The organism is Vibrio sp. R10-SF1-ISO8, from assembly GCF_059833805.1.
The window spans coordinates 577,956-602,554 of sequence record NZ_JCBDHL010000010.1 but is presented as its reverse complement, the minus strand read 5'-3'; the positions used below and the strand labels follow the sequence as shown (position 1 = coordinate 602,554).

The window sequence follows — 24,599 nt, the reverse complement described above, 5'->3', positions numbered from 1 at the left end:
AGTCGGGTCTTTATTGACCCGATCTTTAACTCTCTTTCGTTGAGGTGACAATAACACTAAACAGAATCAGTGCCCCACCAACCACCTGTAACAGACTCAATGACTCCTGCAGCCACACCATAGCGAATATCGCACCAAATAATGGCTCGCTGCCCATCAGCAAAGAAACCCGTGTCGGTGACGTTCTGCGCACCGCATAGTTTTGAACATAGAAGGCAAACAAAGTACAAAACAACACAAGGTAAGCCACTGTAATCCAAAACTCTGTACTGGTTGGGATTACAAATTCAGATGCAGGCAAGTACGCCATAGCAGCGAATATCGCAACACCCGCGACCACGAGCGATTGGAGTGACGTAAGCGTACTTGTGGTAATTTCTTTTCCTTCGGTAAAACGCTTAGTTAGCGTCACCATTAAGGCTCTGAGCAATGCCGCCCCTAGGATAAAATAGTCACCTGTATTGAGTGACAATTCGATACCTTGGTTACTGGTTAGCAACAAGACGCCCACTACACTGCACAAAGTTAAACCCCATAAGGTATTGCTGACTCGTTTCTTATTGATTATCAACTCGGCGAAGGCCGTCAGTATCACTGATAAGCTAATCAAAAACGCCGCATTTGATGCTGAGGTTTGAGAAACCCCGAACACTTCGCAGAAAAAAATCGCCGATAGGATAAAACCGGTCGGTATGGCAATCTTCCAGTCTTTATTGAGCCCGCGGCGAAAGTCTCGAATCACTACAGGTAGCATACATAGAAAAGTGATCGAGAAACGAATCGAAATGAAAACTAAAACGCTAGTGTAAACAAGAGCACTCTTGGTCAGTCCATAACTTGTGCCCCAAAAAACTGCGACGAGTAGCAACAATGATTCGGTTAACGGAAACTTAAAACTTCCTTTTTTTAATTGACCCGTAGCCGTTGTCATCTTATTCCTCCATTTTTGTAAAAGCGATAACGAGTACATCCCTGTACGCGCATTTATCTATACTGTTTGGTGTGATGGCGGTCACCTCATGCATGGTTTTTTCATCATTGGCTAACACCACATCAAATGTTTTATCCAGCGTCAGGGATTCCAAAGTATTGCCCTTGTCGTCTGTGATCGTAGTTTCACCGCCAGACACATTGATCTTATTGATCATCAGTGACGCAATATAGGTCACGCCGTCACGATGCAAACCTTCTGGAGTTGGCTCACCTTGTTCAGCTTCATCAGCGATGATTCGATAGGGGTGTAAGCGAATGTTCCAATCCGTTGCCTGTTCTTCTGCCAAGTCATACACATCGCTCAGCAACAGCAAAAGTCTCTCTAGAATTGGGGATGTGACAAAACGATCCGTTAAAGGCTCAAAATGACGCTCAATGTCTCCATTTAATGAATTGATATAAGAAGGCTGAACATAAGGCTCATGGGGCAACATTGAAATCTGCTTACCACCTTTTGCTTTTAAGAACTGACCATAACGTCGATAACGATACGCCCCACCATCTGCCATATAGCGATCACGCTCTAGGTGGTTCCAGCAGTTTTTAAATCGAATTACCTCATCCACATTGGTTGTCAGCAGATTGGTCATCTGCTTACCGCTGACAAAAACGTAACTATTTTGACTGAGTATCTGAGCAATAACCGATGCATGACGCTCGATAGGCTTTTTCACCGTTTCCATATAGGCCACCTCGCACTACGCCGTTTGTTGTTGTTTTTTTAATGATGAGGGAGAGAGTGTGCGCAAACTTCTTTTATGAGCGGTTTGCACCTCCCATGCATCTCTATCACGAAGATACTTAGGCTCATCTGCAACTATGCCAGTTGCGAGAACATGTCCACGTGATAGTGAGAATAAAACACTGCCAGAGACATGCTCGGCAGTGTGAGCGATGAACGCATAACTTGAGCTCTGCAACATGCTTCCCCAACGGCCTTCAACCGCTTCTTGAGTCCACATTTCATTGTGCATCGCTTTTGCTTTGAGAACATCGGTAGGTAAAGTTGCTGTTTCCAACAACTTATATGCTTTCATAAGGATGTGAGCAGCGGGTGCTTCGCGCACCTCTAAGACTTTCTCATCCTCATCTAGGTGGTCGAAACCTACATATCGACCGATTTCATACGCGCCAACGTGGTTGTTAATGAAAGCAATTAACTCTTTAAGATTCATCGGTAAATCGTTGATTGTTACCGGATATCCCTTACGAAATCCTATTCTTACTTGATGGTTGTCAAGCTGCTTCGCTGGATTCCATTTTGACCAGCTAAACAGAGATTCTGAGACAGTAAATGATTCTGGGTCATCCAAAACACCCGACTCAAATTCACGGCACCAAAGATTGGCATCACCGCTGACATTGCGAGATTTAAATCCAACTAAACCAGAATGAAATAGCGCTGCGGTTTTCTCTTCACGAGTCAGTGCGGAGTATTCATAGGGCGAGCCGTAATATCCCTGATAGCCACTCGCCTCAATTGCGCCATTTAGACGTCTGAGGCTATTTTGAGATTGATTAGCGGTGTGGATGATGGCCTGACAATTGAGCTTTTGTGCCACTTGCACTGCCTTTTTGACAATGATTGGACGTGATAATGAAGAACTGACAGGGTAGTCGCCAAGATAGAGGGCCTGTGCTTGTATTGCAGAAACCAAACTATGTTCAACGAATTCTTGTTTAGCATCGAGGATCATGAGTTCGACACCATAATGATCGGTAATCAGCTTTAAATTGGACTCATCAATGCCTTCTCCAAGATCAACCACTAATGCGGTCACCTTCACTTTTTGTTCTTTAAGTATCTCGAGGAGGTATGTGCTATCTAAGCCACCACTGAACAGAGTTAAAACATGCTTAACCGTACTAGAGATGGTACGAATGTCTTCAATACTTCTTAACTTCTTCACGATGTCCTTTCCGCTTTCCTTGCTGTCAATTGACTTAATTAGTATCCATAAGTAACTTTATCGAAACAATACTGCAAATATGCAAAGGATTTTTGCGCCATGGACACAAATAGGCTTATTCCACTGTTATCTGAGATGGCAATCTTCGTCAACGTCGTCGACTCTGGTAGTTTTTCAAACACGGCAAAAAAACTCGGGGTTTCCCCCTCATCGGTCAGCCGCTCGATAACCCGCTTAGAAAATGCATTAGAGGAAAAGCTGCTTGAGAGAACCACGAGACAAATGCGCCTAAGCTCCACCGGTCAGGAAGTCTATAGTCTGTGCAGCGATATGATTAACTCAGCAAAAATGGCAGTCTCAGCGGCTCAAGCGGACAAAACCGAAGTATCGGGTGTACTGCGCGTCGCAGCGCCGAAAGCCCTCTCTAGACAAGTTCTGATGCCGATGGTGCTAGATTTTATTGATGCCTTCCCTAACGTGGCGCTGCAACTCAAAGTCGCCGATCACTATATCGATCCTATTGGTGATGAAGTCGATGTCATTATTCACATCACTGACAAACCTACGGAAGGGCTAATCGCCAAAACGTTAACCCAGTGCCGCCTAGTCATGTGCGCCAGTCCTGATTATCTTGAGCAACATGGCATCCCAATCCATCCGGAAGATATTTCATCCCACAACTGCCTTTGTCTTGGTGAAAACCCTCGCGATCGGGTGTGGGACTTTACCAATAATCACAAGAAAGTATCGATTAATGTTAATGGCTCATTTGCCGTCAACCACAGTGAGATCCGTCGCGAGGCCGTATTGCGAGGAGTTGGAATTTCAGTGTTCCCTGAGTTTGCCATTCAAAACTATGTGGAATCGGGTGAGGTGATTGAAATTCTGCGTGATTGGCATGTAGGCGGCAACTATCAAGGCAAGGTCATTGCTCAGTATGCTCAGTCTAAATTTATCCCAGGGCAAATAAAAACCTTTGTCGACTACATTCAAGACAGGTTCAGTCAGTTATAAAAAAGCGGAGGTTCCCCTCCGCTTGTTCTATTTGATCAGTATTGCTATTTCATCTGCGCTTCTAAATGGCTAACCAAGTGTTCTGCAAGTTGGTGACTAGCAATATTTCGACTTATCGTTTCCGTAGCAAGCTTGCCAACTTTGACTACATCAAGCCAATCTTGAATCATGCAATCAAACCCTTTGCTGGCAAGCATTGGTGTCCAATCTTTCAGCAAGAGTTTTGATTCTTGATTTTGCTGCCAAGCCCGCCCCTCAATAAAAGAATCAAACTCTAACGCTTTGTTTGCATAGGTCGCTGACACTCTCTCTTTAGTAACGCCAAATTGTCTATTCATCGACGCATGCAGCAGCGTTGAATCCGATTGCCATTGAACATCGACCCGAGCAAGCTGACGCTGTTCAAACTGCGCAGTCACATAGACATCGTCTAGCTTAGCTTGCGCGTTTAGGTTTACGCTATCTAGAGGATGGATGAAGTCATCAAACACAAAGGTGCGAATATCACCCGGTTGATTGAATCTGTGTTTCTCCCACCTTAGGGAAGTAAGGTCGCCAACCTCTCCTTGACCAAGTTCCTTGATGTGCTGGTTATACAAAGGAATATGGCGACGATTAAAACCGACATACAGTGGCTGGTTGTGCTTTTCAGCCAGCTCATACAGAAACTCAACGTCTTGTGCACTGTCAGCTAGTGGTTTATCGACAAAAGTAGGAATCCCTTGCTTGATAAAATAGGCGGCAATCTCACGGTGAACGAAGGTAGCAGCATGAATCATTACCGCGTCAGGAGCAAAAGCTAAAAGCTGTTGGTAATCTTGGCACTGCTTTTCAACTCGATACTGTTGACCGAGGCTAGCTAAAGTTTCAGGATTGCGCGTACAGAAAATTGGCTCAACATCAGCGCGTTGACAAATCACTGGCAAATACGCTTTTTGCGCAATATCACCTAATCCAATAATGGCTACTTTCATCTACTCACTAGCTCCATTTTAAAATTCGAACTTCATTACCCTCTTCAGGTAATCTCGGAATATTGAGAGACAATAACAAAGAAACCAACGCCATTCCGGCACCAATGTAGAAGACCGCCGCTGGCGATACTAGCCAGATAAAGCCGAACGTCACTGGAATAAACACAGCTGCAATATGGTTGATGGTGAATGAGACACCGGCGGTAGACGCCATATCAGCAGGGTCAGCGATTTTTTGGAAATAGGTTTTGATCGCCAGCGCTAGAGCAAAAAACAGATGGTCGATAACATAAAGTGCCGCAGCCCATTCTGCTGTCTCTACCAAAGCGTAACCAACAAAGACCCCAATCAAGCCAACGTATTCAAACATTAACGCTTTACGCTCACCGACTTGACCAATAAAGCGACCAATACGCTTGGCGAAAAGGAAGTTAAACACGTAGTTGATGATAAATAGTAGCGTGACATCGGCGGCAGAGTAACCAAAACGCTCCACCATTAAAAAGCCTGCAAACACAGTGAAAATCTGACGGCGTGCACCACTCATAAAGGTCAGCGCATAGTAGAGCCAATAACGTTTTTTCAGAACCAATTTTTTATTTTGCTGCACCTTGGTTTCAAATTGAGGAAAAGCAAACGCCATCCACACCACGAGCAAGAACCCAACGCCGCCAAAGGTTAAGTAGACCCATTGGAAATCCATCTTGAAGACCTCTAGACAAATCCAAAGCGAGCCATAGGTCACCAATGAGGCCAATGCGCCAACAGAGATAAACTTACCAAGCATTTCGGGTGCTTCATCTTTAGAAAGCCACTGTAGTGATAAAGACTGTTTCAGCGTTTCGAAATAATGAAAGCCGGTAGACATGAGAAGAGTCGTAAACAGCAATCCAAAAAGTGAAGGAAAAAAGCCAGTGATTGCAGTGCCTAGTGTCAAAGCAGCGAGGGAAAGTATCATAAAGCGCTGCTCTCGAATGAACAGCAACACAAACACTGCCGTAAAAGCGAGAAAGCCTGGTATTTCGCGCACACTTTGCAGCAAACCTATATCTGAACCATCAAAGTTTGCTCGCTCAATAACGAAGTTGTTAAGCAGCGCCATCCAACTTGAAAAAGCAATGGGGACGACGATTGAAATAAGCATGAGGAAGTTTTGCGGAGTTTTCCAACTCGCGGAATGATTCATGAGTGATTCCTTATGTGAACAAGCTGTTACATTAGATCGCCTTCGTCCCAGAAACAAACGAATTTACAATTTATACCATCGTAGCGCGCTTAGGCTTTGAAATGGTGTATCACCTACAATACTCAAGAAAAAATTTCTTTAAAACAATGCTTTAACATTCCTATTATTCTGGTTATGGTGAAGGAATGTTTAACCAGTCGAAAAGGCAAATAATATGGAAATAATAATACGTCCGACTCAAGTCTGCGATGCCGCTGCATTGTGTGAAATTTACTCACAACCTAAAGCGCAACGTGAGACACTCCAGCTCCCAAAACCTTCGTTGAGCATGTGGACGACCCGACTGGAAAACATGCCTACTGGTGTCTATAGCTTTGTGGCAGAAGTTGACGGTAAAGTGGTTGGTAATATTGGCTTTGAGCACTCTCAACGGCCCCGCACGGCTCACTGTGCAAGCTTTGGTATCGGCGTGCACGATGATTACCACGGGCTGGGTATAGGCAGCAAGTTAATAGAGACTGTGCTTGACTTAGCCGACAACTGGCTGCAAGTAAAAAGAGTACAGCTCGAAGTCAATACCGACAATGACAAAGCCATTGCTTGTTATAAGAAGTTTGGATTCGAGATAGAAGGTGAGTCCAAATTCGGATCTTACCGAGAAGGTGAATACATTAACACGTATTACATGGCGCGTATCAAAGTGTAACTTTTGCGAGGCTTACCTAAGGGTAAGCCTTTAACATCTCTAACGCGCGTTCTTTCAAACCCTCTGTGTAGTCATTGATTTTCCAATGTTTTGGACTCCAACCTTTCACAAAACGCTGAAAGTCTGTCCATGCAATGGCAAACAAAGGACGCCAAGCCGCTTCAACCTCTTCGGCAGATAAATGAGGTTGATGTTTCTGCAGTGCCAACTGAAGAGCAGCGAAATACTCATCCAGAATCCAAGCTTCCATTTCAGCACATTGTTGCGGCTCCACCGCACTGCTCATAAACAGCGCGACATCTTTCATCGCACACCCTTTACCTATGTACTGAAAATCGACTGCAGCTGCGTTTTTACCATCTGGAGAGAAGCAGAAGTTAGCCAGCTTCGCATCGCCATGCACGAGCGTTGTATAAGCGGCACTCTGGAGTACACTATCTATCTGCTTTGCTTTTGCCTTCAGCCCCTCATCACTCAATGCTTGTAACTCATCAGCTCGGGTAGCTAAATGCCAATAGGTGCCAACTTCCCACAGCCCCTCTCCTTGATGACCGATATGCTGGGCATGGAAATCGGCAAGCCAGCTTAGACAAGCACTTAAGTGATGTTGAGTTGGTGCTGTGACGACTTCGGTAAAACCCACTTGCTGAAGATCTTCCATCACCAATAACAGCTCTTGTTCATGCTGCTCAACCAGTATCGTTTGTGGAACTTTGGCATGGCATCGCTTCGCCGCAAATTGATACCAATTTAGTTCGACTTGATACGATCGAAGTTTACGTTGGTGCGAGACATCAGTATTCCAGCCTTTTGGGTGATGCTTAGGTTTCGGCAACAGAACATGTTTGACGATAATGCTGGTGCTATCGACATTGAGACGAACGAGCTCACCATAGCCACCCCATAAGGTTTGTAATACATCTAACGAATGTAGTGCGGAGTAGCCAAGCTCTGAAAGAAGCGGTTGATAGTTGTACTTCATTGTTATTCTGCTTTGAGATGAGACCACTGAGCATTGCGATTCAAGTAATGCACAACATAGCTGCAAATCGGCTCAACCTTTACACCAAGTTGTTCCACTTCCGGTAAGACGGCTTCCATCATCACTTTCCCGTAACCTTTACCCTGAAGCTCCTCAGGTACCTTGGTCGAGGTGATAGCGTACACATTGCCTTTGTCTTCAAACTTCACGATTGCGTAGTGATCTCCCTCAAGATGAACACGAAACTGTGAGTTTACTTCATCAAGAATTACCTTATGAGACATGTTGACTCCTAAAAATGATACTTAGCTCAACTTTATTGAGTGATTTGATGTTTGAACATACCGCCAAGCAAACATAGAATGGCATTGTCCGAAGTATATTTGTTTGTCATACGGACGTCACATATTCACCTACCTCAAAAACAATAACATGGTGGGAACAACGGAGGCTAGATGAATACCCAAGCAGCGGTAATTAAAGAGCAACCTGCTCGCTCTACAAACGACAGAAATGTTTCAACCTTAAATAGCACTGATGCGTTAGCCATGATTGAACATGGCGGTGAGTTGACGATTGGCATTACAACACCTGTAGGGACAACGTTTCGCTGTAAAACGTCTTTTATTGGTACTCACTCCGGCAATGTCATTTTAGCCGAGCTACCAAAGCTTTCAGAAGACGATTTAAACTTTTTCTTCCAAGAGGGTTTTTGGGCAACCATTCGAGCAATTTCGCCGAGAGGAGAAGGGGCTATTGTTCACTTTCGAGGACAACTCCAACATGTCATGAAAGCCCCTGTGCCGATTTTCACCCTCTCTGTTCCTCAAACTATGCAGGTCACGCAACTGCGTAAAGAACCGCGTTTCGAAGTGAATCTAGCAGCAAGAGTGATCGCTGAAACTCATAAACTCGATTGTGAAATTCGTGACCTCTCGAAAAGTGGTTGTCGCTTTATCACTGCCCCATTGAGCCGCCCTTTCCAAGTTGGCGATGAGATCGCTTTAAATGTTCAACTAAGCTCACTAAAAGGCGTAGAGTTCGCTCCTTTGTATGGAAAAGTGTGCAACTTACAGCGCTCGTTACATTATGCTCGCTATGGTGTTGCATTTACTGATGATGGAAAAGACAACGCCAAAGTATTACTCGGTCATTTAAAATTTGATGGCACTAAGCTTACGCTAAGATAACCAGACAAATACAAAAACGCCCTGCAAATTTGCAGGGCGTTTTGTTATATAGGGCTTATTAACCAATAAATGAAATGTAGCCTTGGAGGATAATCAAGTTAACAATGTCGATGAAAAATGCACCAACAATTGGCACGACCATAAATGCTTGTGGTGACGGACCAAACTTATTCACCAGAGACCCCATATTCATTACCGCAGTCGGCGTAGCACCTAGGCCAAAACCGCAGTGACCACCAGCAATAACAGCCGCGTCGTAGTTTGAGCCCATGACTTTGAAAGTCACAAAGTATGAAAAAACACCTAACACAACAGATTGCACAGCCAGAATGATTAAGAACGGAATCGCTAAGTCAAAGATATTCCATAGCTTCAAGCTCATCAGCGCCATTGCTAAGAATAGAGACAAGGAAACTGTACCTAATATATCCACCGTTTCCGCATCCACTTTATGCGTCTTAGTCACTTCTAACAGGTTGGTGATGAATACGCCGATAAATAACGCATAAACGAAATCAGGAATCATTAGCCAACTGATCTCAAAGCTGCTGACCCACTGCTCTAGATATTTAGCGCCCGTCACACAGATAAGAAGAATAAACAAAATCTCGATGACTTTTTTCGCGGTTACTTTGTCTTCTTCATATTCATTGTAAGTAACAAGTTCAGGGAAACGCTCATGGGTATGTATGCCAGTACCATATTCAGATTCAAAGCCATTCTTGTTAATCAGCTTTTGCGCGACTGGACTACCAATAATACCACCGATGATCAAACCAAACGTGGCCGATGCCATTGCGATTTCAAGCGTGTTAGATAAGCCATAACTATCAGCAAATGTTTGCGACCAAGCCGCGCCAGTACCATGCCCACCAGAAAGCGTAATAGAGCCAGCAATCAAGCCCATTAAAGGATCAAGCCCCAAAGCGGTCGCCATAGAGACTCCGACACCGTTTTGGATAATGATATAAAAAGACGCAACGGCTAAGAAGATAAAGACTTTAGCTCCCCCTTTCATCAACTGGGTGTAGTTAGCAGCAAGGCCAACAGTACTAAAGAACATCAACATAAACACTTCTTGCAACGGTAGAGAGAACTCCAGGTCTATGCCATTGAAATGCATTAATGTGATGATGACAGCTACGATAAGACCACCGACAATCGGCTCAGGGATATTGAACTTCTTTAAGACAGGAAGTTTAGAGTTGACGAAGTGCCCTAAGAATAAAACGCTGATAGCGATTAAGAAAGATTCTAGCGGTCCAACTGAAATTATCTGATTCATATAACCTCTTTTTTTGATTCACTCATCTTCCCTAACGAGTCCAGAGCCCTTATTGACTCTGTGGAGCTATGCTCATTGATTCAATTTTTCTATTGAAATTTGTCCTTATACAAACAGCCTCAAGATGCTCGTTTCAACAGTTAACCCTGTAAATATTAGTCTGGGTTGCGAAAAGAAAGCGGGCATTATTAATAAACTTGCGCCCATTTGTCGAGTATTGACTTAAAAAACACGACTTAAGAGGGTGTAAACGTGCGCCAGATATTAGCTTTACACATTCAGACGAGATAAAGATTGACAAGGTTTTCGGCAAAAAAATAGCCAACCGCAATGTTGCGATTGGCTTATATATAGTGTGAACAAATTACATTCACTAACAACGTCAGTTGGCTAGGTGACCCTCGGCTTAATAAGGGTCGCTTTTAATAATGCAGTTAGCGTGCCAACTTTAAAACCACGTTATTTTTGTCTTACACCGCATTTTTTGGGCGGTTTTACTTGCCAAAATGCAATATGAAAATTGCATTTTGCAATTATTTGCAAAAACATATTAAACCATGTTCCTATAAACACATTTATCAACGTTGATTTTTCATACTTTTTCTACATAAGAGTCGGTATACTCTTGGCACCTAAATTTAGTTATCACGAAGAATGAACTACTTAACTACTTTTCTCAAAGGCATGGCAATGGGCGCAGCAGACGTTGTACCTGGTGTGTCAGGCGGGACAATCGCATTCATTACTGGTATTTACGACACCTTGCTTGAAAGTATTCGTCGCATTAACCCTAGTGTTATTGGCATCTGGAAGCGCGAAGGTTTTAAAGCAGCGTTTGCACATATCAATGGTTTCTTTCTCATTGCCCTGTTTGGCGGTGTACTAACCAGTATTGCAACCCTCGCTAAACTGATTTCATGGCTACTGGTGACTCACCCCATTCCACTATGGTCATTTTTCTTCGGGCTGATTCTTGTGTCTGTGTTCCATATGCTTAAGCAGATTGAACAAAAAAGCCTAAGCCGATTGGTCTTTCTGCTTCTCGGGGTCGCATTCGCTTATAGCATAACGGTACTTAACCCACTCCAACTTGAACCAACCAGCATCAATGTTCTTCTCGCGGGCGGTATCGCTATTTGTGCGATGATCCTACCAGGCATCTCTGGCAGCTTTATCTTGTTATTGATTGGTATGTACACCCCAGTATTGGCAGCGGTTAAATCCTTTGATCTTCCGATCCTCGCTTTGTTCCTAACGGGTTGTGTTTTAGGCTTACTAAGTTTTTCTCACGTTCTTTCTTGGCTTCTAAAACGTTTCAGAGATCTTACTCTCGTCTTCCTAACTGGTTTAATGCTAGGCACTTTACCTAAAATCTGGCCGTGGAAAGAAACCATCAGTTGGCGCACCAACTCTAGCGGTGAGCAAGTCCCTCTGATTCAGCACAACTTATCACCTTCTGCCTTTGAAGCATTGAATTCTCAACCATCTCAACTCGGCATTGCTATTGTCTTAATGCTTTGTGCAATCGGCTTAGTTCTAGGTTTAGAGAAGTTCGCCGAAAATAGAGACCTTTAATCTTCAGCTTTGAACAACGGCTTCCATTGAAGCCGTTTTTTATTGCCATAAATCTAATCTGTAATGATAATCAATTGTAATAAGGGTTAGGTTTCTTTATTCTTGGCTCAACTGATTTAACGGAATAAGTACAACAATATGAGTGGCCATTCATTCTTTGAGCACCTCTTCGAGCACTCACAGCAAGTCACCCCTTATCTGCACGGCTCAATAAAACCCCTAACAGAGGTCAATACCGAGCACCCGCTCATTCATATGGATCGCTCGAGCTCAGAGAGTATTCGTGAACTGTACGAAAGACTTCAACTAGAACATCCCGAAGCCGGAGCGGCTTACTGGCTGACTCGTACTTGGACACTGCTTTGTTGGCAGCCTATTTATGTCGCTTTTATTGCTATCTACTCTTGCCAAGGTTTACCTAAACTCTCAGCTATTGGCCAACAAGTTCAGCCCAATTTTATCAGTGGCTATCAGTTTGACAGTGAAGACTACTTTGAGGGGACTGAAAAAGAGTTAATTGAACATGCTGGCAAAGAGCTCAACGCTCTATTTGATTATTTCCGCCATGAGATGAGTATCTGGACTCGTATCCGACCTGGATTTACTAATCACCTATTTGCAGACGGGATACTCGGTTGTCTAGTTAAGTTAAGTCAATTTGCTCCCGACCTTCCCGGAGAGTATTTAATTGGTCAAGCTCGACAATGGTTAGCTGCCTGCAACCTTCCTGAAAAACTCATGGCTTCACTTAGCTATGATGAAGCATCGAAGCAACTCGTCTTCGTGCGAACTTCTTGCTGCTTAGTCTATAAGTGCCAAGGACGGGAACTCTGTACTGACTGCCCTCGGCACCCGGACAATAAACGTTAAGACAGCTCGGAAACGTCTTTAGAGGGGCTCTTGGTAACTAAATAAGCGGTTGCGACTATCAGCACCGAAAACGCGATACACAAATAAATAGGATACAAAGCGTTAATGGTTGCGGTGAACGCCAGTAACGATGCTAATCCATAGCCAATAGTATGTGACATAGCGATGTAACCCGCCACGGAGCCTGGGGCATCGCTATGCTTTTCAGTCGCCTCAGAAGTATAGGCGGGAACAAGTAGAGCAGCTCCGCACGCGGCAATTGCCATCGCTAAAGCGTACAGCCAGATATTGGGTAAGAGGAAAAGTACCAAGCCACACAGCAAGCCCAACGCCCCGAGTCGATACATTTTCACTGGCGTGATTTTTCTGTTTTTAACAACTAGCAGCTGAACGGTAAACGTGCACGCCGCGCTGATCGTCAACAGCACCCCAATCCCGTCACTGATTTGAGCCGTCGACCAACTGGTTACCGAACTCATCAGCGGGGTGAAGGTGTACTGTAACAGCGCTATCGCCGCGCAAAGTAGCAAACCACTCACCAGATAAGGCATGAAAGATTTATTCGGCAACCAAGACAAAGCCTCAGCCGATTTCTTACTCTTTACACAATGTTGAGGCCTTGGCAGCAAGAGCACCGCGAAGAGAGCGACAACAGGAAGCGCGATCATCAGCATTAATGGCGCATAGGGAGACAACTTTAACGCCACTATAGCAATCAAAGGCCCAACAAGCCTACCCGTGCTCAACCCAATACTGACACTCGTGATGGCTTGTAATCGATTCTCTGCACCACACAAAAGGATTGCCCAATGTTGGCAAGCGGGAACCATTCCCGACACAGTGCAACCGTATATAACCCGAGCGAGTAGCAAGCCAACTAACCAGACCATCACCATATGAGGCTGATACTCACTTAGGATGGCAAATAGAAACAAGAGCACGAAACTGATCGCCATGCCAAACAAGGCTTGGACAGCCACATTTCTCGGCCCACGTTTATCACTATATCTGCCCCAATAAGGTGCCGAGGGCAAGAACAGAAAGCTCCCAATCGCGATGAGAATCGACCAAGTAGGTAAGCTAAATGCAGAGCGTTCAACTAAAAAAGGCAACGAAACGAGCAAGCCATTTTGGCCAATACCCATGAGTGCTGCAGCTGAACTGATTGCCCACAGTTGAGTCTTTTTGCTGTGTAAAACCGACATATTTGTAATTCATTGTAATTGTTATAAAAGTCAGCAATGCCCTATCCATTATCATTAATGATAGAGTTATTGATTGTGAAAATAATTCTCATTGCTTTTTTGGCGTGGTAAAGTTAGCGGCTAAAAGCCAATAACTCAACTTCATATTTCACTTATGTATCAACTTGTCGATGCGTCGTTCGAAATCGACGGTAAAGTTATCTTATCTCCCACTACGCTTGATTTTGCTCCGGGGAAGGTAACAACTCTCCTTGGTCACAATGGTTGCGGTAAATCGACTTTAGTCAAACTTCTTAGTCGTCAAAATGCGCCAACCCATGGACAAGTTTTGTTTGATCAACAACTCGTCTCTTCGTTTTCGAGCTTAGAGTTCGCCCATAAAGTGGCTTATTTGCCTCAACATCCGCCGATCACTGACGGTGTTACCGTTCGCGAGCTGGTATGTTTTGGACGCTACCCATGGAAAGGGGCATTTGGTCGTTACGGAAAAGAAGATTACGCCATTGTCGACGAAGCGATAGAGAAAGTTGGCTTAACACCATTTTCGCAGCGATTTGTCGCTACCTTATCAGGTGGTGAAAGACAAAGGGCTTGGGTCGCTATGCTACTCGCTCAACAAAGCCAATGTATTTTGCTTGATGAGCCGACTTCGGCTTTAGATGTTGCCCATCAATATGAACTATTAGCCTTAATCCGAGAGCTCAACCAATCGATGGGTTTAACGGTGATCATGGTACTGCATGATGTCAACATGGCCGCTAAGTTCAGCGATCACCTAATTGCCCTTCACTCTGGAAAATTGATCGCAGCTGGCTCTCCTCAAGAGTTAATGACGCCTGAAACATTAATGAAAATATACGGTATGGAGCTCGCGTTGTTCGAGCACCCTAAAACGGGCAAACCAATCAGCTACATCCCTTAAACCAGAAGGATCCTGTTGTGAAAAAACTCATAGTAATGCTCTCTGCAGCTTTGGCATTCAATAGCTACGCGCTCGATATTACCCATGAAATGGGAACGGCTTCCTTTGAAACGACGCCGAAGAAAGTCGTGGCACTAGATTGGGTACTGACCGAAACCGTACTCAGCTTAGGCGTTGACCTCGAAGGTGTCGCCGATACCAACGGCTATCAGCAATGGGTTGTAGAACCAAGCTTAGGTTCTGATGTGATTGATGTCGGCTCGCGCCGTGAACCTAATTTAGAGTTACTCACGGATATCAACCCCGATGTCATCTTAATCAGCAAACACATGGCCGCTGCCTATGAGCAGTTGAATAAGATTGCGCCTGTTCTCGTTTACAGTGTTTATAGTGAAGAAAAGCAACCATTAGCGTCAGCAAAATCCATTACGACCTCTTTGGGTAAACTGTTCGACAAAGAGCAACGTGCCAAGCAAGTGATCGAGCAAACGGATCAACGCCTTGCGAACAACGGAGAAAAAGTTGTTTCAGCCGGAAAAGCAGACAAACCGCTACTGTTTGCACGATTCATTAACGATAAAACACTACGAATTCACAGCCAAGGCTCTCTGGCGCAAGACACCATCAGTGCGATGGGGCTAAAGAATGACTGGCAAGAGCAAACCAATCTATGGGGTTTCACAACAGCGGGAACAGAAAAGCTGGCCGAGCATCAAAAGGCTAACGTGATGATTTTTGGCCCTTTGAAACAGGAAGAACGTCAGCAACTTACGCAGTCTCCTCTTTGGCAAGCGATGGAATTTACTCGTACAGATTCTGTTTACGAGCTTCCTGCAATTTGGACGTTTGGTGGACTAATCGCAGCACAAAGATTTAGTGACCACATTACCGAGCAACTCATCCAACAATAATGAATACCTTAAAGATCGCAAACCAAGCTAACAGGCGATTAAGTTTTAAAACAGCAGCGATATTCAGCGCTGCTGTTTTGATCATTGGCTCTCTGCTGCAAATCACCGCTCCCTATTCACAAGGTATTGGCCTCATTTGGGACACCATTTTTCATTTTGATTCTGCCAATTATCAGCATCTCATCACCCATTTAACCTATTTACCAAGACTGGCTGTCGCGATCATTTGTGGATTTGCGCTCGCCGTTGCGGGTTGTGTGATGCAGTTTGTCTTACGCAACCCTATCGCTTCTCCAACAACATTAGGCGTCGCAGCAGGTGCTGAACTGGGCATGGTGCTAGGTATTTTGTTGCTCCCCGCTAACCTTGTCATCCCAGGTTTTATTCCGGCATTTATTGGCGGCTGCCTCGCGACCGGACTGGTGTTTGTTTTAAGTTCTGCGAGAGGGTTTTCACCACTGCATATGGTGCTCGCAGGTATGGTGGTGAGCCTGTTTTTAGGCTCAGTCAACACCATGCTATTGATGCTCCATGAACAGCGACTCACCAGCATCTTTGTCTGGGGAGCGGGTGTACTTAATCAGAACGATTGGTCGAGTACACAAATGCTGTTGCCTTTGGTTCTCTTACCTACCTGCTTACTCTTAGTCTTACAGCGTCCATTATCCGCACTGCAGTTTGGTGACAATGTCGCTACATCGTTGGGCGTGAATATCAAACAGATCAAACTACTCTGCTTATCGTTAGCCATCTTCATTACCGCTGCCGTGGTCAGTGAGGTGGGCTTAATTGGCTTTGTCGGCATCGTTGCGCCAGCTATCGCCAGAATGCTTGGCGTTAGAGCCCTTGCCAAACAAATTCTAGCCAGTGGCGCTATTGGTAGTGGTATCTTGCTCACTGTTGATCTAGTGATCCAACCTTTCTCTGGTGTCGGTGGAGAGCTGTTACCGACAGGCGCGATGACAGCCTTAATTGGCGCGCCTTTTTTGTTGTGGCTACTACAACGAACTAAGCTGCAATCCGACCTTAAAGCACGCTCTGAACATGTCGAGCATTACAAATTAGTCAGCACTCGCAATATTTTGGCTGCACTGACCGTTGCACTCATCGCAGCTTCTCTCTTTGCGATTATGGTCGGTAAGAATCAGTTGGGTTGGAGTCTTGGTTTCAACCAAGCAATGTTTGAACTGCGAGCACCACGCGTACTTGTCGCGCTGATTGCGGGAATAGGTTTAGCATTTGCAGGAACGATAATTCAGCGTATCTCTAACAACCCAATGGCTAGCCCAGAAGTGCTAGGGATTAGTTCGGGTGCAGCGCTCGCATTGGTTCTCGGCACCTTGTTTGGTATCGCAGTGGGCAGAGAACAACAAATGTTGCTCGGTACGATTGGCGCGGTTTCGGTAACAGCAGTGGTATGGTTAATGGGCAGAAAACACAATTTTGCCCCAACACAAACCCTACTGACGGGTATAGCCTTAAGTGCAGGTTTAGATGCTTTACTTAGAATCGCAATGAGCTCAGGCCATGATAACGCGTCTGCGCTGCTCACTTGGCTATCTGGATCGACTTACTTAGTAGCACACAATGACGTTGTTCTGCTCGCGATTGGCGTCACCTTTGTTGGTGCGATTGCGCTATCTCTCAATCGTTGGATTGAGTTGATTGGCTTAGGTGAAGTCACGGCGAATAGTATTGGTATGAACGCCACTGTGGTTAGGTTGGTGCTACTGTTACTGGTTGCTGCCTTGACGACGCTGTGCACCATAGTGATTGGCCCACTCAGCTTTATTGGCCTACTGGCTCCGCATATGGCGCGTTCACTTCACCAATATCGAGCAACTCCGCAAATGCTCACCGCAGCCTTACTCGGGGCAACCATCATGGTATTGGCGGATTGGATAGGACGAACACTTTGGTTCCCTTGGCAGTTCCCTGCTGGACTGCTTGCGTCCTTGATTGGTGGCGGCTACTTCCTCTACCTAATGAGACGTTAGCCTCTAGAACCACAACTCGCCATAGGAGGCTAATGTATTGGTCTTCTGTGGCAACTCCTCCTCTCTATTGAAGCGCCCTATCTATTTGTTACTTATTCCAAATTCATTAAATTGCATTTTGGTTGCAAAAATACAATTAATGGTAATGAGATGAATTTATGATTACTATGGGGGCAAGAACACTACAAATTGTCACTCATGGAAAAGACAGCAATTACTAAACTTCAGCAAGATTTGTTCAATAAAGTCATCAGCAAGCTCAAAGCGGAGCATGCAAAAGTTGGCGACAACCTGAACGAATCTTCATTAGCCCAACAGTTTGAAGTCTCAAGAACGCCGATGCGCGCTGTGCTCACTTATATGTCAGCGTTAGGTATCGCCAAAGCGGTTCCCTATAAAGGCTTTGTCCTACAGCTAGATGCGCAAGCCATCAAATCCGATGATGCCTCCAATAAGGAAGAATCTCGCCAGGAGAAGCTTTACCTGAGACTACTCATGGATCTGTTCTTCGGTGATATCGACGCTGCATTTTCTGAGAAAGAGCTTCAAGAGCGCTATAACGCCAACCGAGGTGAAGTACAAAGTGTACTCCGCCTACTCGAAAGTGATGGCATCTTACGCCGCAGTCCCGGCTATAAATGGCACCTGGATGGCGTACTCAACACGCTTGAACGACACACCGAGAGCTACCGATGTCGACTTATCTTCGAACCTGCTGGTCTTCTTGAGCCGAGTTGGTCACTCGACCGCCACGCGCTAGAGGAGTGTCGCGACCATCACCTTAAAGCGATTCAAGATCCTGATGCAGTGAGCGCAAGTGAGTTATTTAACTTAAGTGCACAATTTCATGAGCGGATTGCCGCATGTTCTGGTAATCGCTTTTTGCTTGGTAATATGCAGCAACATAATCGAATGCGTAAAGCGACCGATCTCGTATCTATGCATATTCAATCTTCTGTCACCAAGTCTTGTCAACGCCGCCTAGATATCATCGAACTTGTACTGGCAGGCGACAACCAAGGTGCATCCAAGAAGCTCACTCAACTACTAGAAAATGATATTCGCGTCATGCAGCGCACTTATGGCAATGTGGTTAACCTTTCGCTATCAGAACGAGAAAAGCTCGTAACCAGTATTGCTGACATCGACATCTAGTTAATATCAATCGGGATTAACAGGCAGCTAAAGCACAGCTGCCTTGTTTTTCTATCCCACCCCCAAATCTGTTTTTACTCATAAACCCACGCTGAAGTCACCATACACCTGAGCGCTACCGACTCTTTGGTCCTCTTCAAACCACAATTATCACACCGCTATTGAGTTAAAAGAAAATAATTCGCATTAGCATATTGCACTTTCGCTGCAAAAATACAATAATAATGATTCTTATTTAGAAATAACAAAACAGTCTTGCCGCCAAATACTAATTTGCGCAGCTTTGTATTGAAAAACATAGAGAAAATAATGAAAGCGAGTAAAGGGAAGTTCCCTCTATCCACTGTTGTGCTAGCGATCGCCGCAGTAAGCACAGTGTTTACAGCCCAAGCACAAGAATACACAACTGAAGGCAAGATGGTGGTTGTCTCCAGTCGTACGCCTAAAGCGATCAGCGATATTCCTGGTACGGTTTGGTATATAGAATCAGAAACCATCGAACAAGAATACCGCGGTGGTAAGACCCTTGGTGATATTCTGGCTTCGGCAATTCCATCTTTGGATGTCAGCAGCGGTGCCCGCACTAATCTAGGTCAAAACCTTCGCGGACGTAAGATGCTCGTGATGATCGATGGCGTTTCTCTGCAATCTTCGCGCTCTATCAGCCGCCATCTAGATTCAATCGACCCGTTCAATATTGATCGTATCGAAGTACTTTCTGGTTCTACATCAATATACGGAGCAGGTGCTTCAGGCGGTGTGGTTAACATCATCACCAAAAAAGCGCAAAGCGAAGAATTAGAATTTGAATCCTATGTAGGTGGAACATCGGGCCTTAACTCAAGTGAAGACTTCGACTACAAACTTGCACAGTCTATTTCGGGCGGCAATGAAAAAGTTCAAGCTCGTACTTCTGTCGTATACACAGAGACTCAAGGCTTCTTCGATGCTAATGGCACCATTGTAACTCCAGATATCTCACAGGGCTCATTACAGTTTAATCAAACCGTAGATTTTCTAACAACAGTAGGTGTTAATGTTTCAGACACCAAAAAGCTGAACCTTCTTGCGCAATACTATGATAGCCAACAAGACTCGCCATATGGACTGTATATTGTCGGCAGCGACTTTGTAGATGTACGTAAAGGTTTTGATTCTGATCGTGAACACGGTACGGAACGCATCATGCTTAGTGCCTCTTATGTAGATGAGCAATTCCTTGGACATCAACTCATCGCGGAAGCGTCATACCGTAAAGAAGACCAGACTTACACTCCTTACTACCAGTCTTCTGGTCAGCAGATTACCGATGTCATTTCGCTTAAAGCTGCACTCGCGAAAAACTTCGATAAATTTAACATTGTTTATGGTGTCGATGCTTATCAAGACAAGTTGGAAAGTAACCAAGCACTGTATGATCCAACCATTGCCAATAACTCTGGCAACCTAATCAACAAGACTTATGCCCAAGTTGGACGTTACCCGGGAGTTGAAGTCAGCTCAGTTGCCGCTTTTGCTCAAGCAGACTATTCAATCACTGAAGATTGGACAGTCGAAGGTGGTGTACGCTACCAATACATGTCAAACAAGATTAATGATTTTGTTGATTACGACCAGCAAAAAGAAATTGCCAAAGGAAATGGTATTTCAGCTGATGCAGTCCCTGGGGGTAAGACAGATTATGGAGTCGCACTATTTAACTTGGGAACAATTTATCACCTAAACAGTGACTCTCAAGTATGGGCAAACTTCTCTCAAGGGTTTGATCTTGCTGATCCTGCTAAGTACTACGGACAAGGTAACTACACACTGGTTGGAGATCATTGGCAACTAAACGACAGCATTAACGTCAATGAATCAAAAATGTCAGGGATTAAGACCAATAGTTTTGAGTTAGGTTACCGCTTAGATACAGGCGATCTAAACCTACAAACTGCGGCTTACTATTCTCAATCAGACAAGAATGTTAAGTACAATAAGACGACCCTGCTTATCGAAGAAATCGAAGATAAGAAACGTGTCTACGGTTTAGAGGCAATGGCATCTTACTGGGTTCATGACAATATTCAGCTTGGTGCTTCTGGTCACTATGTAGTATCTGAAGTGAAAGGCGATAATGGCTGGGAAGACTATGATGCTGGCTATGCAAGTACTTCTAAGGCCAATGCTTGGGCAGGTTGGTACGACGCAGATCTTGCGGTAAAACTGCAAAGCCAAACCATGTTTGACTATGAAGATGCTTCAAACAACAAGCTAGATGGCTACACCTTATTTGATCTGGTCGGTAACTACCAGCTTCCAGTAGGTAGCCTAGGTTTCGGTATCCAAAACCTATTTGATAAGGACTACACCACAGCTTGGGGTCAACGTGCGCAAATCATCTACTCAAAGCACTATGAATCAGCAGCTTATGATTACAAAGGTCGTGGACGTACCTACACTCTTAACTACCAAGTTAAGTTCTAAACAAAGCCGCCAATACAGCAAAACCGCCCTGTTCGGCGGTTTTGTTTTATCTACTAGGTTCTGTTGACCTAGTGATTTACGCGTACTGCATTAAGTGTTTTTTCACTTCATCAGAAGCAAAAGACTGTTCAACACTCGCGGTATAGATCTGTTTGTAATCTTCAGCGGTAAGTTCAAACTGCTCCATCACCTTTTGCACTTCATCGGTCATCGTCGTATTTGATACAGTGCGATTGTCTGTGTTAATCGTGACTGCTAGACCGTCGTTGTGGAACTCTTTCAGTGGGTGCTGCTTAAGCTCTGGAATCGCTTTGGTTTGAACATTACTACTTGGACAAGCTTCAAGACCAACCACATCTTCTTTAACGCGTTTGTAAGCCTCTGCATGATCTTTGATTGCTACACCGTGACCAATACGCTCTGCACCTAGCAGCTCGATGGCGTCATAAACGTTTTGACCACAGCCTTGCTCACCCGCGTGAATGGTGATTCGGTAGCCTTTATCACGAGCATACTGAGTGTACTCAACATATTCATGAGCAAAGTTGTCTAGCTCAGCACCCGCTAAGTCAAACGCAGCAACGCCTTTACCTAACAAAGGAGCGCCAGCATCAATAATGTCGTTAACTGAATCGATTGGTAGCAGTTTCACCAATGACAGAATGTAGTTACCTTTAATATCGTACTGCGCTTCAGCACGTTTCATGCCTTTGACCGCACTCTCAATGATTTCTGCGTAAGTCAGCCCTTGCTGTGTATGCAGCTGAGGGCCAAAACGTACTTCAAGGTACTTCACGTTCTCTTTTGCAGCATCTTCGAACAGCTCAAAAGAAATACGCTCAATGCTGTCTGCGGTTTGCATCACTTTAATTGGCAGTGCAAAACGGTCTAAGTATTCTTGCAGGTTAGGACAAGTTTCCGGCGCAATCATCATTGTTTTGATCTCTTCGGCATTCTGGCTAGGCAGCTCAATGTTATTTTCAGCGGCTAAATCAAGCACAGTTTGCGGGCGAAGGCTGCCATCTAGGTGACAATGAAGATCGATTTTAGGGAGATCAAAGTAGTTCATCTGTTTTTGTCCTAACTTTCCTGCTTATTGAGTAAGCGTAGCTCAACACACCAAAGTGGCGGTAATGACACTTAATCATTTGTTTTGATAACGATAAAACTCATGGTATATGATTAACGATGATATATAACACGACAATTGTCCGGTCGCACGCCAAAATAGCCAAATCAATGTTAAGCAAAGCAAATTCACTATGGATAAGAATAAGATTTTAAGTGACGGGTTGAATAAGATCCGCCAACTAGTGAAACGTGAACAGTACAAAACCTTGCACGTCAGCAAAGGCGATTTCATCATTCGCCAACATAGCGAAGTCAATGAAGTGTATTGGACAGAAGCGGCGCAGTTTTCAGTGCTGCACACCGCAGAGAATGGGAAAACTCTCAGCTTAGGGGACTACTATCTGGAAGATAACTTCTTTGGTGAGATGGAATTTTTCTCTGGTAAGCCTAGCCCTTTTAGTGTCATTGCGACACAAGATGCTCAGCTGACCGTGATTCCAAAAGAACGCTTTGCTGAGTTCCTGCTTGAAGATGCCCAGGTGGCCTTTTGGATGAGTCACCGTATGTCGAACATCTATCTAAATACCATGCATATTGCGATGGAACGTTCTCTCTATCCGCTAAAGTTCAATATCATCAAGGATATGATCACTCGATATACCTCTGGTACTCACACTAGGGGTCACAGTTATATGTACCAAGAAGCACAAAGATTCGGCTGCACCGAAAGAGCCTATACACGCATTATCCACGAACTGATTAAGGAAGGATTGGTCGAGAAAGGCGTAGATAGCTCTGAGATAGTGCCCGTTGATATCGACAAGCTAACCGACTATCTAGAACAGTACTATCAATAGCACTAAACCTAAAATGGGCACCGATGAGGTGCCCATTTGGTTTTTAAATTCGCTTGAAGCTTATAGGTTGTTGGTACGTGTTGGTAAGAACACTTCACCTAACATACAACGAACGCTACCACCGCCAATGTTTTCAATCGTTTTAACGTTAAATGGCAGCAACTTACCATGGCTCGACAGTTGAGCACGTTGAGCTGGAGAAAACGTATCAAATGCTGATTGAGACATCGCAATCACTTTTTCACCGTTAACCGTTTCAAGCTGTAAAATGTTGCCACAGAACTGATTCATCTGTTCTAGTGAAATCGAAATCACCTGCTTGTCCTTCGCTAATGACTTGATGACAAATCGACGCTCAAACTCAGGGATGACCTCATCACAAATAACGCAGAAGCTTTCCCCAATCGCCATCATCACATTAGTGTGATAAATCGGCTTACCTGATGGCAATGCAGTCTGGAACGAAACCACTCGATCGTAACCAATACGCTCAGCATAATCTTCCAGTACTTCACGATCACAACGTTGAGAAAGCGCAGCGTAGACGGTTCTATTGACATGATCTTTTACCATCACGCCTGTACTTTCAAGGTGCGCATCTTGCTCTAGATATGACAGAAGACTGTCTTGAGATTGTACTGGGCGACCTGCACTTTCAAGCGTTGCAACTAATGCATCGACTTTAACTTCTTGCTGACGGTTTTTGCACGCCATCGGGAATGTGTATAGCTCACCACTGGCAGTCGTACTAAACCAGTTATTTGGGAACACTGCATCAGGTGTTTCCACCTCACCCAATGGGTAATCATAGACCACCACTTGAACACCCACTTGACGCAACTCCGCCACCATGGCGTTAAACTCTTGCATCGCACTTTGGCGTACTTCGCTGGTAGACAGAGAAACTTGGTGTTGGAATTCATTGTCCTGCGCCGTTTCGGCATTAAACGCAAACTCTTTTGGTGGCACCATCACCACACAATTAGCGTTTTGTACTGTTGATTGATTTTTCTGTAGTAGGGTTTTCTGTTTCAACATTGTGACAGACTCAATTAATCTCACTCATTACTGCCAATTGTAGACATAATGTTAAATGAAATATTACTGAATTAACCTGATAATTAACTACAACCACAGTAATAATTACCGCTATTAAACTTACAGCCAGTTATTTTTATTGTCACAATGACTTTTTATGATCTTTGATTGAATATTATGCAAAGGAAAGAATAATAAACTGGTTACATTTCCCCCACTAAGGGTATACCATTGCTGTACCAAGCTAGATAGGTGACTAGATTGGTGTTTCACCCTTCCTTTTAGGGTCTAT

Annotated in this window: 22 protein-coding genes; 11 read left to right on the top strand and 11 right to left on the bottom strand. The window is 44.5% G+C overall.

Annotated elements, in window-relative coordinates:
* Positions 1-25: 25 nt before the first annotated feature.
* The 3 genes from AC6R00_RS08370 to AC6R00_RS08360 are packed head-to-tail and all read right to left on the bottom strand — an operon-like array spanning position 26 to position 2,903.
* Positions 26-931 (bottom strand): DMT family transporter, encoded by a 906-nt coding sequence (locus tag AC6R00_RS08370; RefSeq protein WP_004749152.1) that lies wholly within the window; start codon positions 929-931, stop codon positions 26-28.
* 1 nt (position 932) lies between these two features.
* Positions 933-1,676, bottom strand: coding sequence for a 2OG-Fe dioxygenase family protein (locus AC6R00_RS08365; protein WP_500640030.1), 744 nt, complete (start codon positions 1,674-1,676; stop codon positions 933-935).
* 15 nt (positions 1,677-1,691) lie between these two features.
* Positions 1,692-2,903 carry an argininosuccinate synthase-related protein gene (locus AC6R00_RS08360; RefSeq protein WP_500640029.1) on the bottom strand — a complete coding sequence of 404 codons (1,212 nt, stop codon included), beginning with the start codon at positions 2,901-2,903 and terminating at the stop codon, positions 1,692-1,694.
* A gap of 99 nt (positions 2,904-3,002) precedes the next feature.
* On the opposite strand from AC6R00_RS08360, the gene AC6R00_RS08355 reads away from it, so the two are divergent.
* Positions 3,003-3,917: a LysR family transcriptional regulator gene (locus AC6R00_RS08355; RefSeq protein ID WP_500640028.1), complete on the top strand. Its 915-nt coding sequence runs from the start codon at positions 3,003-3,005 to the stop codon at positions 3,915-3,917.
* Positions 3,918-3,961: 44 nt separating this feature from the next.
* Here AC6R00_RS08355 and AC6R00_RS08350 read toward each other — a convergent pair whose 3' ends face one another.
* Both AC6R00_RS08350 and AC6R00_RS08345 read right to left on the bottom strand, forming a co-directional pair.
* The gene (locus AC6R00_RS08350; RefSeq protein WP_500640027.1) at positions 3,962-4,891 is read right to left on the bottom strand and encodes a Gfo/Idh/MocA family protein; all 930 of its coding nucleotides are present in this window, start codon (positions 4,889-4,891) and stop codon (positions 3,962-3,964) included.
* A 7-nt stretch (positions 4,892-4,898) separates the two neighbouring features.
* Positions 4,899-6,077 carry an MFS transporter gene (locus tag AC6R00_RS08345; RefSeq protein WP_494504215.1) on the bottom strand — a complete coding sequence of 393 codons (1,179 nt, stop codon included), beginning with the start codon at positions 6,075-6,077 and terminating at the stop codon, positions 4,899-4,901.
* 214 nt (positions 6,078-6,291) lie between these two features.
* On the opposite strand from AC6R00_RS08345, the gene AC6R00_RS08340 reads away from it, so the two are divergent.
* Positions 6,292-6,783 carry a GNAT family N-acetyltransferase gene (locus tag AC6R00_RS08340; RefSeq protein ID WP_500640026.1) on the top strand — a complete coding sequence of 164 codons (492 nt, stop codon included), beginning with the start codon at positions 6,292-6,294 and terminating at the stop codon, positions 6,781-6,783.
* A 16-nt stretch (positions 6,784-6,799) separates the two neighbouring features.
* Here AC6R00_RS08340 and AC6R00_RS08335 read toward each other — a convergent pair whose 3' ends face one another.
* Both AC6R00_RS08335 and AC6R00_RS08330 read right to left on the bottom strand, forming a co-directional pair.
* The gene (locus AC6R00_RS08335) at positions 6,800-7,765 is read right to left on the bottom strand and encodes an aminoglycoside phosphotransferase family protein (RefSeq protein WP_500640025.1); all 966 of its coding nucleotides are present in this window, start codon (positions 7,763-7,765) and stop codon (positions 6,800-6,802) included.
* Between the two features lie 2 nt (positions 7,766-7,767).
* Complete coding sequence (locus AC6R00_RS08330) at positions 7,768-8,049, bottom strand: GNAT family N-acetyltransferase (protein ID WP_500640024.1); 282 nt, start codon at positions 8,047-8,049, stop codon at positions 7,768-7,770.
* A 171-nt stretch (positions 8,050-8,220) separates the two neighbouring features.
* On the opposite strand from AC6R00_RS08330, the gene AC6R00_RS08325 reads away from it, so the two are divergent.
* Positions 8,221-8,955, top strand: coding sequence for a flagellar brake protein (locus tag AC6R00_RS08325; protein WP_500640023.1), 735 nt, complete (start codon positions 8,221-8,223; stop codon positions 8,953-8,955).
* A gap of 58 nt (positions 8,956-9,013) precedes the next feature.
* Here the strand turns inward: AC6R00_RS08325 and gltS are convergent, their stop codons facing one another.
* Positions 9,014-10,240: a sodium/glutamate symporter gene (gene gltS, locus AC6R00_RS08320; RefSeq protein WP_500640022.1), complete on the bottom strand. Its 1,227-nt coding sequence runs from the start codon at positions 10,238-10,240 to the stop codon at positions 9,014-9,016.
* Between the two features lie 654 nt (positions 10,241-10,894).
* Between gltS and AC6R00_RS08315 the strand changes: the two genes are divergently transcribed.
* Together AC6R00_RS08315 and AC6R00_RS08310 are read left to right on the top strand one after the other, a co-directional pair.
* Entirely contained in the window at positions 10,895-11,815 is a 921-nt protein-coding gene (locus tag AC6R00_RS08315) for a polyprenyl-phosphate transporter (RefSeq protein ID WP_500640021.1), read from the top strand.
* A 138-nt stretch (positions 11,816-11,953) separates the two neighbouring features.
* Entirely contained in the window at positions 11,954-12,685 is a 732-nt protein-coding gene (locus AC6R00_RS08310; protein ID WP_500640020.1) for a siderophore ferric iron reductase, read from the top strand.
* Here the strand turns inward: AC6R00_RS08310 and AC6R00_RS08305 are convergent.
* Positions 12,682-13,890: an MFS transporter gene (locus tag AC6R00_RS08305; protein WP_500640019.1), complete on the bottom strand. Its 1,209-nt coding sequence runs from the start codon at positions 13,888-13,890 to the stop codon at positions 12,682-12,684. The two genes, AC6R00_RS08310 and AC6R00_RS08305, sit on opposite strands and share 4 nt — an antisense overlap.
* A 154-nt stretch (positions 13,891-14,044) precedes the next feature.
* Here AC6R00_RS08305 and AC6R00_RS08300 point away from each other — a divergent pair, with 154 nt between their 5' ends.
* The 5 genes from AC6R00_RS08300 to AC6R00_RS08280 all read left to right on the top strand — a co-directional run bounded on the left by AC6R00_RS08300 (position 14,045) and on the right by AC6R00_RS08280 (position 21,341).
* Positions 14,045-14,812 (top strand): ABC transporter ATP-binding protein, encoded by a 768-nt coding sequence (locus AC6R00_RS08300; RefSeq protein WP_500640018.1) that lies wholly within the window; start codon positions 14,045-14,047, stop codon positions 14,810-14,812.
* A gap of 17 nt (positions 14,813-14,829) precedes the next feature.
* The gene (locus AC6R00_RS08295) at positions 14,830-15,723 is read left to right on the top strand and encodes an iron-siderophore ABC transporter substrate-binding protein (RefSeq protein ID WP_500640017.1); all 894 of its coding nucleotides are present in this window, start codon (positions 14,830-14,832) and stop codon (positions 15,721-15,723) included.
* Positions 15,723-17,720: a Fe(3+)-hydroxamate ABC transporter permease FhuB gene (gene fhuB, locus AC6R00_RS08290; RefSeq protein WP_500640016.1), complete on the top strand. Its 1,998-nt coding sequence runs from the start codon at positions 15,723-15,725 to the stop codon at positions 17,718-17,720. The genes AC6R00_RS08295 and fhuB overlap by 1 nt, the downstream gene beginning before the upstream one ends.
* Before the next feature lie 198 nt (positions 17,721-17,918).
* A complete protein-coding gene (locus AC6R00_RS08285; protein WP_500640015.1) occupies positions 17,919-18,875 on the top strand; it encodes a GntR family transcriptional regulator in 957 nt (318 codons plus the stop codon).
* A gap of 309 nt (positions 18,876-19,184) precedes the next feature.
* Positions 19,185-21,341 carry a TonB-dependent receptor gene (locus AC6R00_RS08280; protein ID WP_500640014.1) on the top strand — a complete coding sequence of 719 codons (2,157 nt, stop codon included), beginning with the start codon at positions 19,185-19,187 and terminating at the stop codon, positions 21,339-21,341.
* Positions 21,342-21,417: 76 nt separating this feature from the next.
* Here AC6R00_RS08280 and add read toward each other — a convergent pair whose 3' ends face one another.
* Entirely contained in the window at positions 21,418-22,410 is a 993-nt protein-coding gene (add, locus tag AC6R00_RS08275) for an adenosine deaminase (protein ID WP_004743923.1), read from the bottom strand.
* A 193-nt stretch (positions 22,411-22,603) separates the two neighbouring features.
* Here add and AC6R00_RS08270 point away from each other — a divergent pair, with 193 nt between their 5' ends.
* A complete protein-coding gene (locus tag AC6R00_RS08270) occupies positions 22,604-23,269 on the top strand; it encodes a Crp/Fnr family transcriptional regulator (protein WP_500640013.1) in 666 nt (221 codons plus the stop codon).
* A gap of 60 nt (positions 23,270-23,329) precedes the next feature.
* On the opposite strand, the gene AC6R00_RS08265 is transcribed toward AC6R00_RS08270, so the two are convergent.
* Positions 23,330-24,307: an arginine deiminase-related protein gene (locus AC6R00_RS08265; protein ID WP_500640012.1), complete on the bottom strand. Its 978-nt coding sequence runs from the start codon at positions 24,305-24,307 to the stop codon at positions 23,330-23,332.
* Between the last annotated feature and the right edge of the window lie 292 nt (positions 24,308-24,599).

What these genes read in the sequence shown, in the direction of transcription:
- gltS (WP_500640022.1), bottom strand. Translation starts at nt 10,240, where the DNA reads ATGAATCAGATAATTTCAGTTGGACCGCTAGAATCTTTCTTAATCGCT.
- AC6R00_RS08355 (WP_500640028.1), top strand. Translation starts at nt 3,003, where the DNA reads ATGGACACAAATAGGCTTATTCCACTGTTATCTGAGATGGCAATCTTC.
- AC6R00_RS08350 (WP_500640027.1), bottom strand. Translation starts at nt 4,891, where the DNA reads ATGAAAGTAGCCATTATTGGATTAGGTGATATTGCGCAAAAAGCGTAT.
- AC6R00_RS08300 (WP_500640018.1), top strand. Translation starts at nt 14,045, where the DNA reads ATGTATCAACTTGTCGATGCGTCGTTCGAAATCGACGGTAAAGTTATC.
- AC6R00_RS08285 (WP_500640015.1), top strand. Translation starts at nt 17,919, where the DNA reads ATGGAAAAGACAGCAATTACTAAACTTCAGCAAGATTTGTTCAATAAA.
- add (WP_004743923.1), bottom strand. Translation starts at nt 22,410, where the DNA reads ATGAACTACTTTGATCTCCCTAAAATCGATCTTCATTGTCACCTAGAT.
- AC6R00_RS08335 (WP_500640025.1), bottom strand. Translation starts at nt 7,765, where the DNA reads ATGAAGTACAACTATCAACCGCTTCTTTCAGAGCTTGGCTACTCCGCA.
- AC6R00_RS08345 (WP_494504215.1), bottom strand. Translation starts at nt 6,077, where the DNA reads ATGAATCATTCCGCGAGTTGGAAAACTCCGCAAAACTTCCTCATGCTT.
- AC6R00_RS08325 (WP_500640023.1), top strand. Translation starts at nt 8,221, where the DNA reads ATGAATACCCAAGCAGCGGTAATTAAAGAGCAACCTGCTCGCTCTACA.
- AC6R00_RS08310 (WP_500640020.1), top strand. Translation starts at nt 11,954, where the DNA reads ATGAGTGGCCATTCATTCTTTGAGCACCTCTTCGAGCACTCACAGCAA.
- fhuB (WP_500640016.1), top strand. Translation starts at nt 15,723, where the DNA reads ATGAATACCTTAAAGATCGCAAACCAAGCTAACAGGCGATTAAGTTTT.
- AC6R00_RS08330 (WP_500640024.1), bottom strand. Translation starts at nt 8,049, where the DNA reads ATGTCTCATAAGGTAATTCTTGATGAAGTAAACTCACAGTTTCGTGTT.
- AC6R00_RS08265 (WP_500640012.1), bottom strand. Translation starts at nt 24,307, where the DNA reads ATGTTGAAACAGAAAACCCTACTACAGAAAAATCAATCAACAGTACAA.
- AC6R00_RS08305 (WP_500640019.1), bottom strand. Translation starts at nt 13,890, where the DNA reads ATGTCGGTTTTACACAGCAAAAAGACTCAACTGTGGGCAATCAGTTCA.
- AC6R00_RS08365 (WP_500640030.1), bottom strand. Translation starts at nt 1,676, where the DNA reads ATGGAAACGGTGAAAAAGCCTATCGAGCGTCATGCATCGGTTATTGCT.
- AC6R00_RS08340 (WP_500640026.1), top strand. Translation starts at nt 6,292, where the DNA reads ATGGAAATAATAATACGTCCGACTCAAGTCTGCGATGCCGCTGCATTG.
- AC6R00_RS08370 (WP_004749152.1), bottom strand. Translation starts at nt 931, where the DNA reads ATGACAACGGCTACGGGTCAATTAAAAAAAGGAAGTTTTAAGTTTCCG.
- AC6R00_RS08280 (WP_500640014.1), top strand. Translation starts at nt 19,185, where the DNA reads ATGAAAGCGAGTAAAGGGAAGTTCCCTCTATCCACTGTTGTGCTAGCG.
- AC6R00_RS08270 (WP_500640013.1), top strand. Translation starts at nt 22,604, where the DNA reads ATGGATAAGAATAAGATTTTAAGTGACGGGTTGAATAAGATCCGCCAA.
- AC6R00_RS08315 (WP_500640021.1), top strand. Translation starts at nt 10,895, where the DNA reads ATGAACTACTTAACTACTTTTCTCAAAGGCATGGCAATGGGCGCAGCA.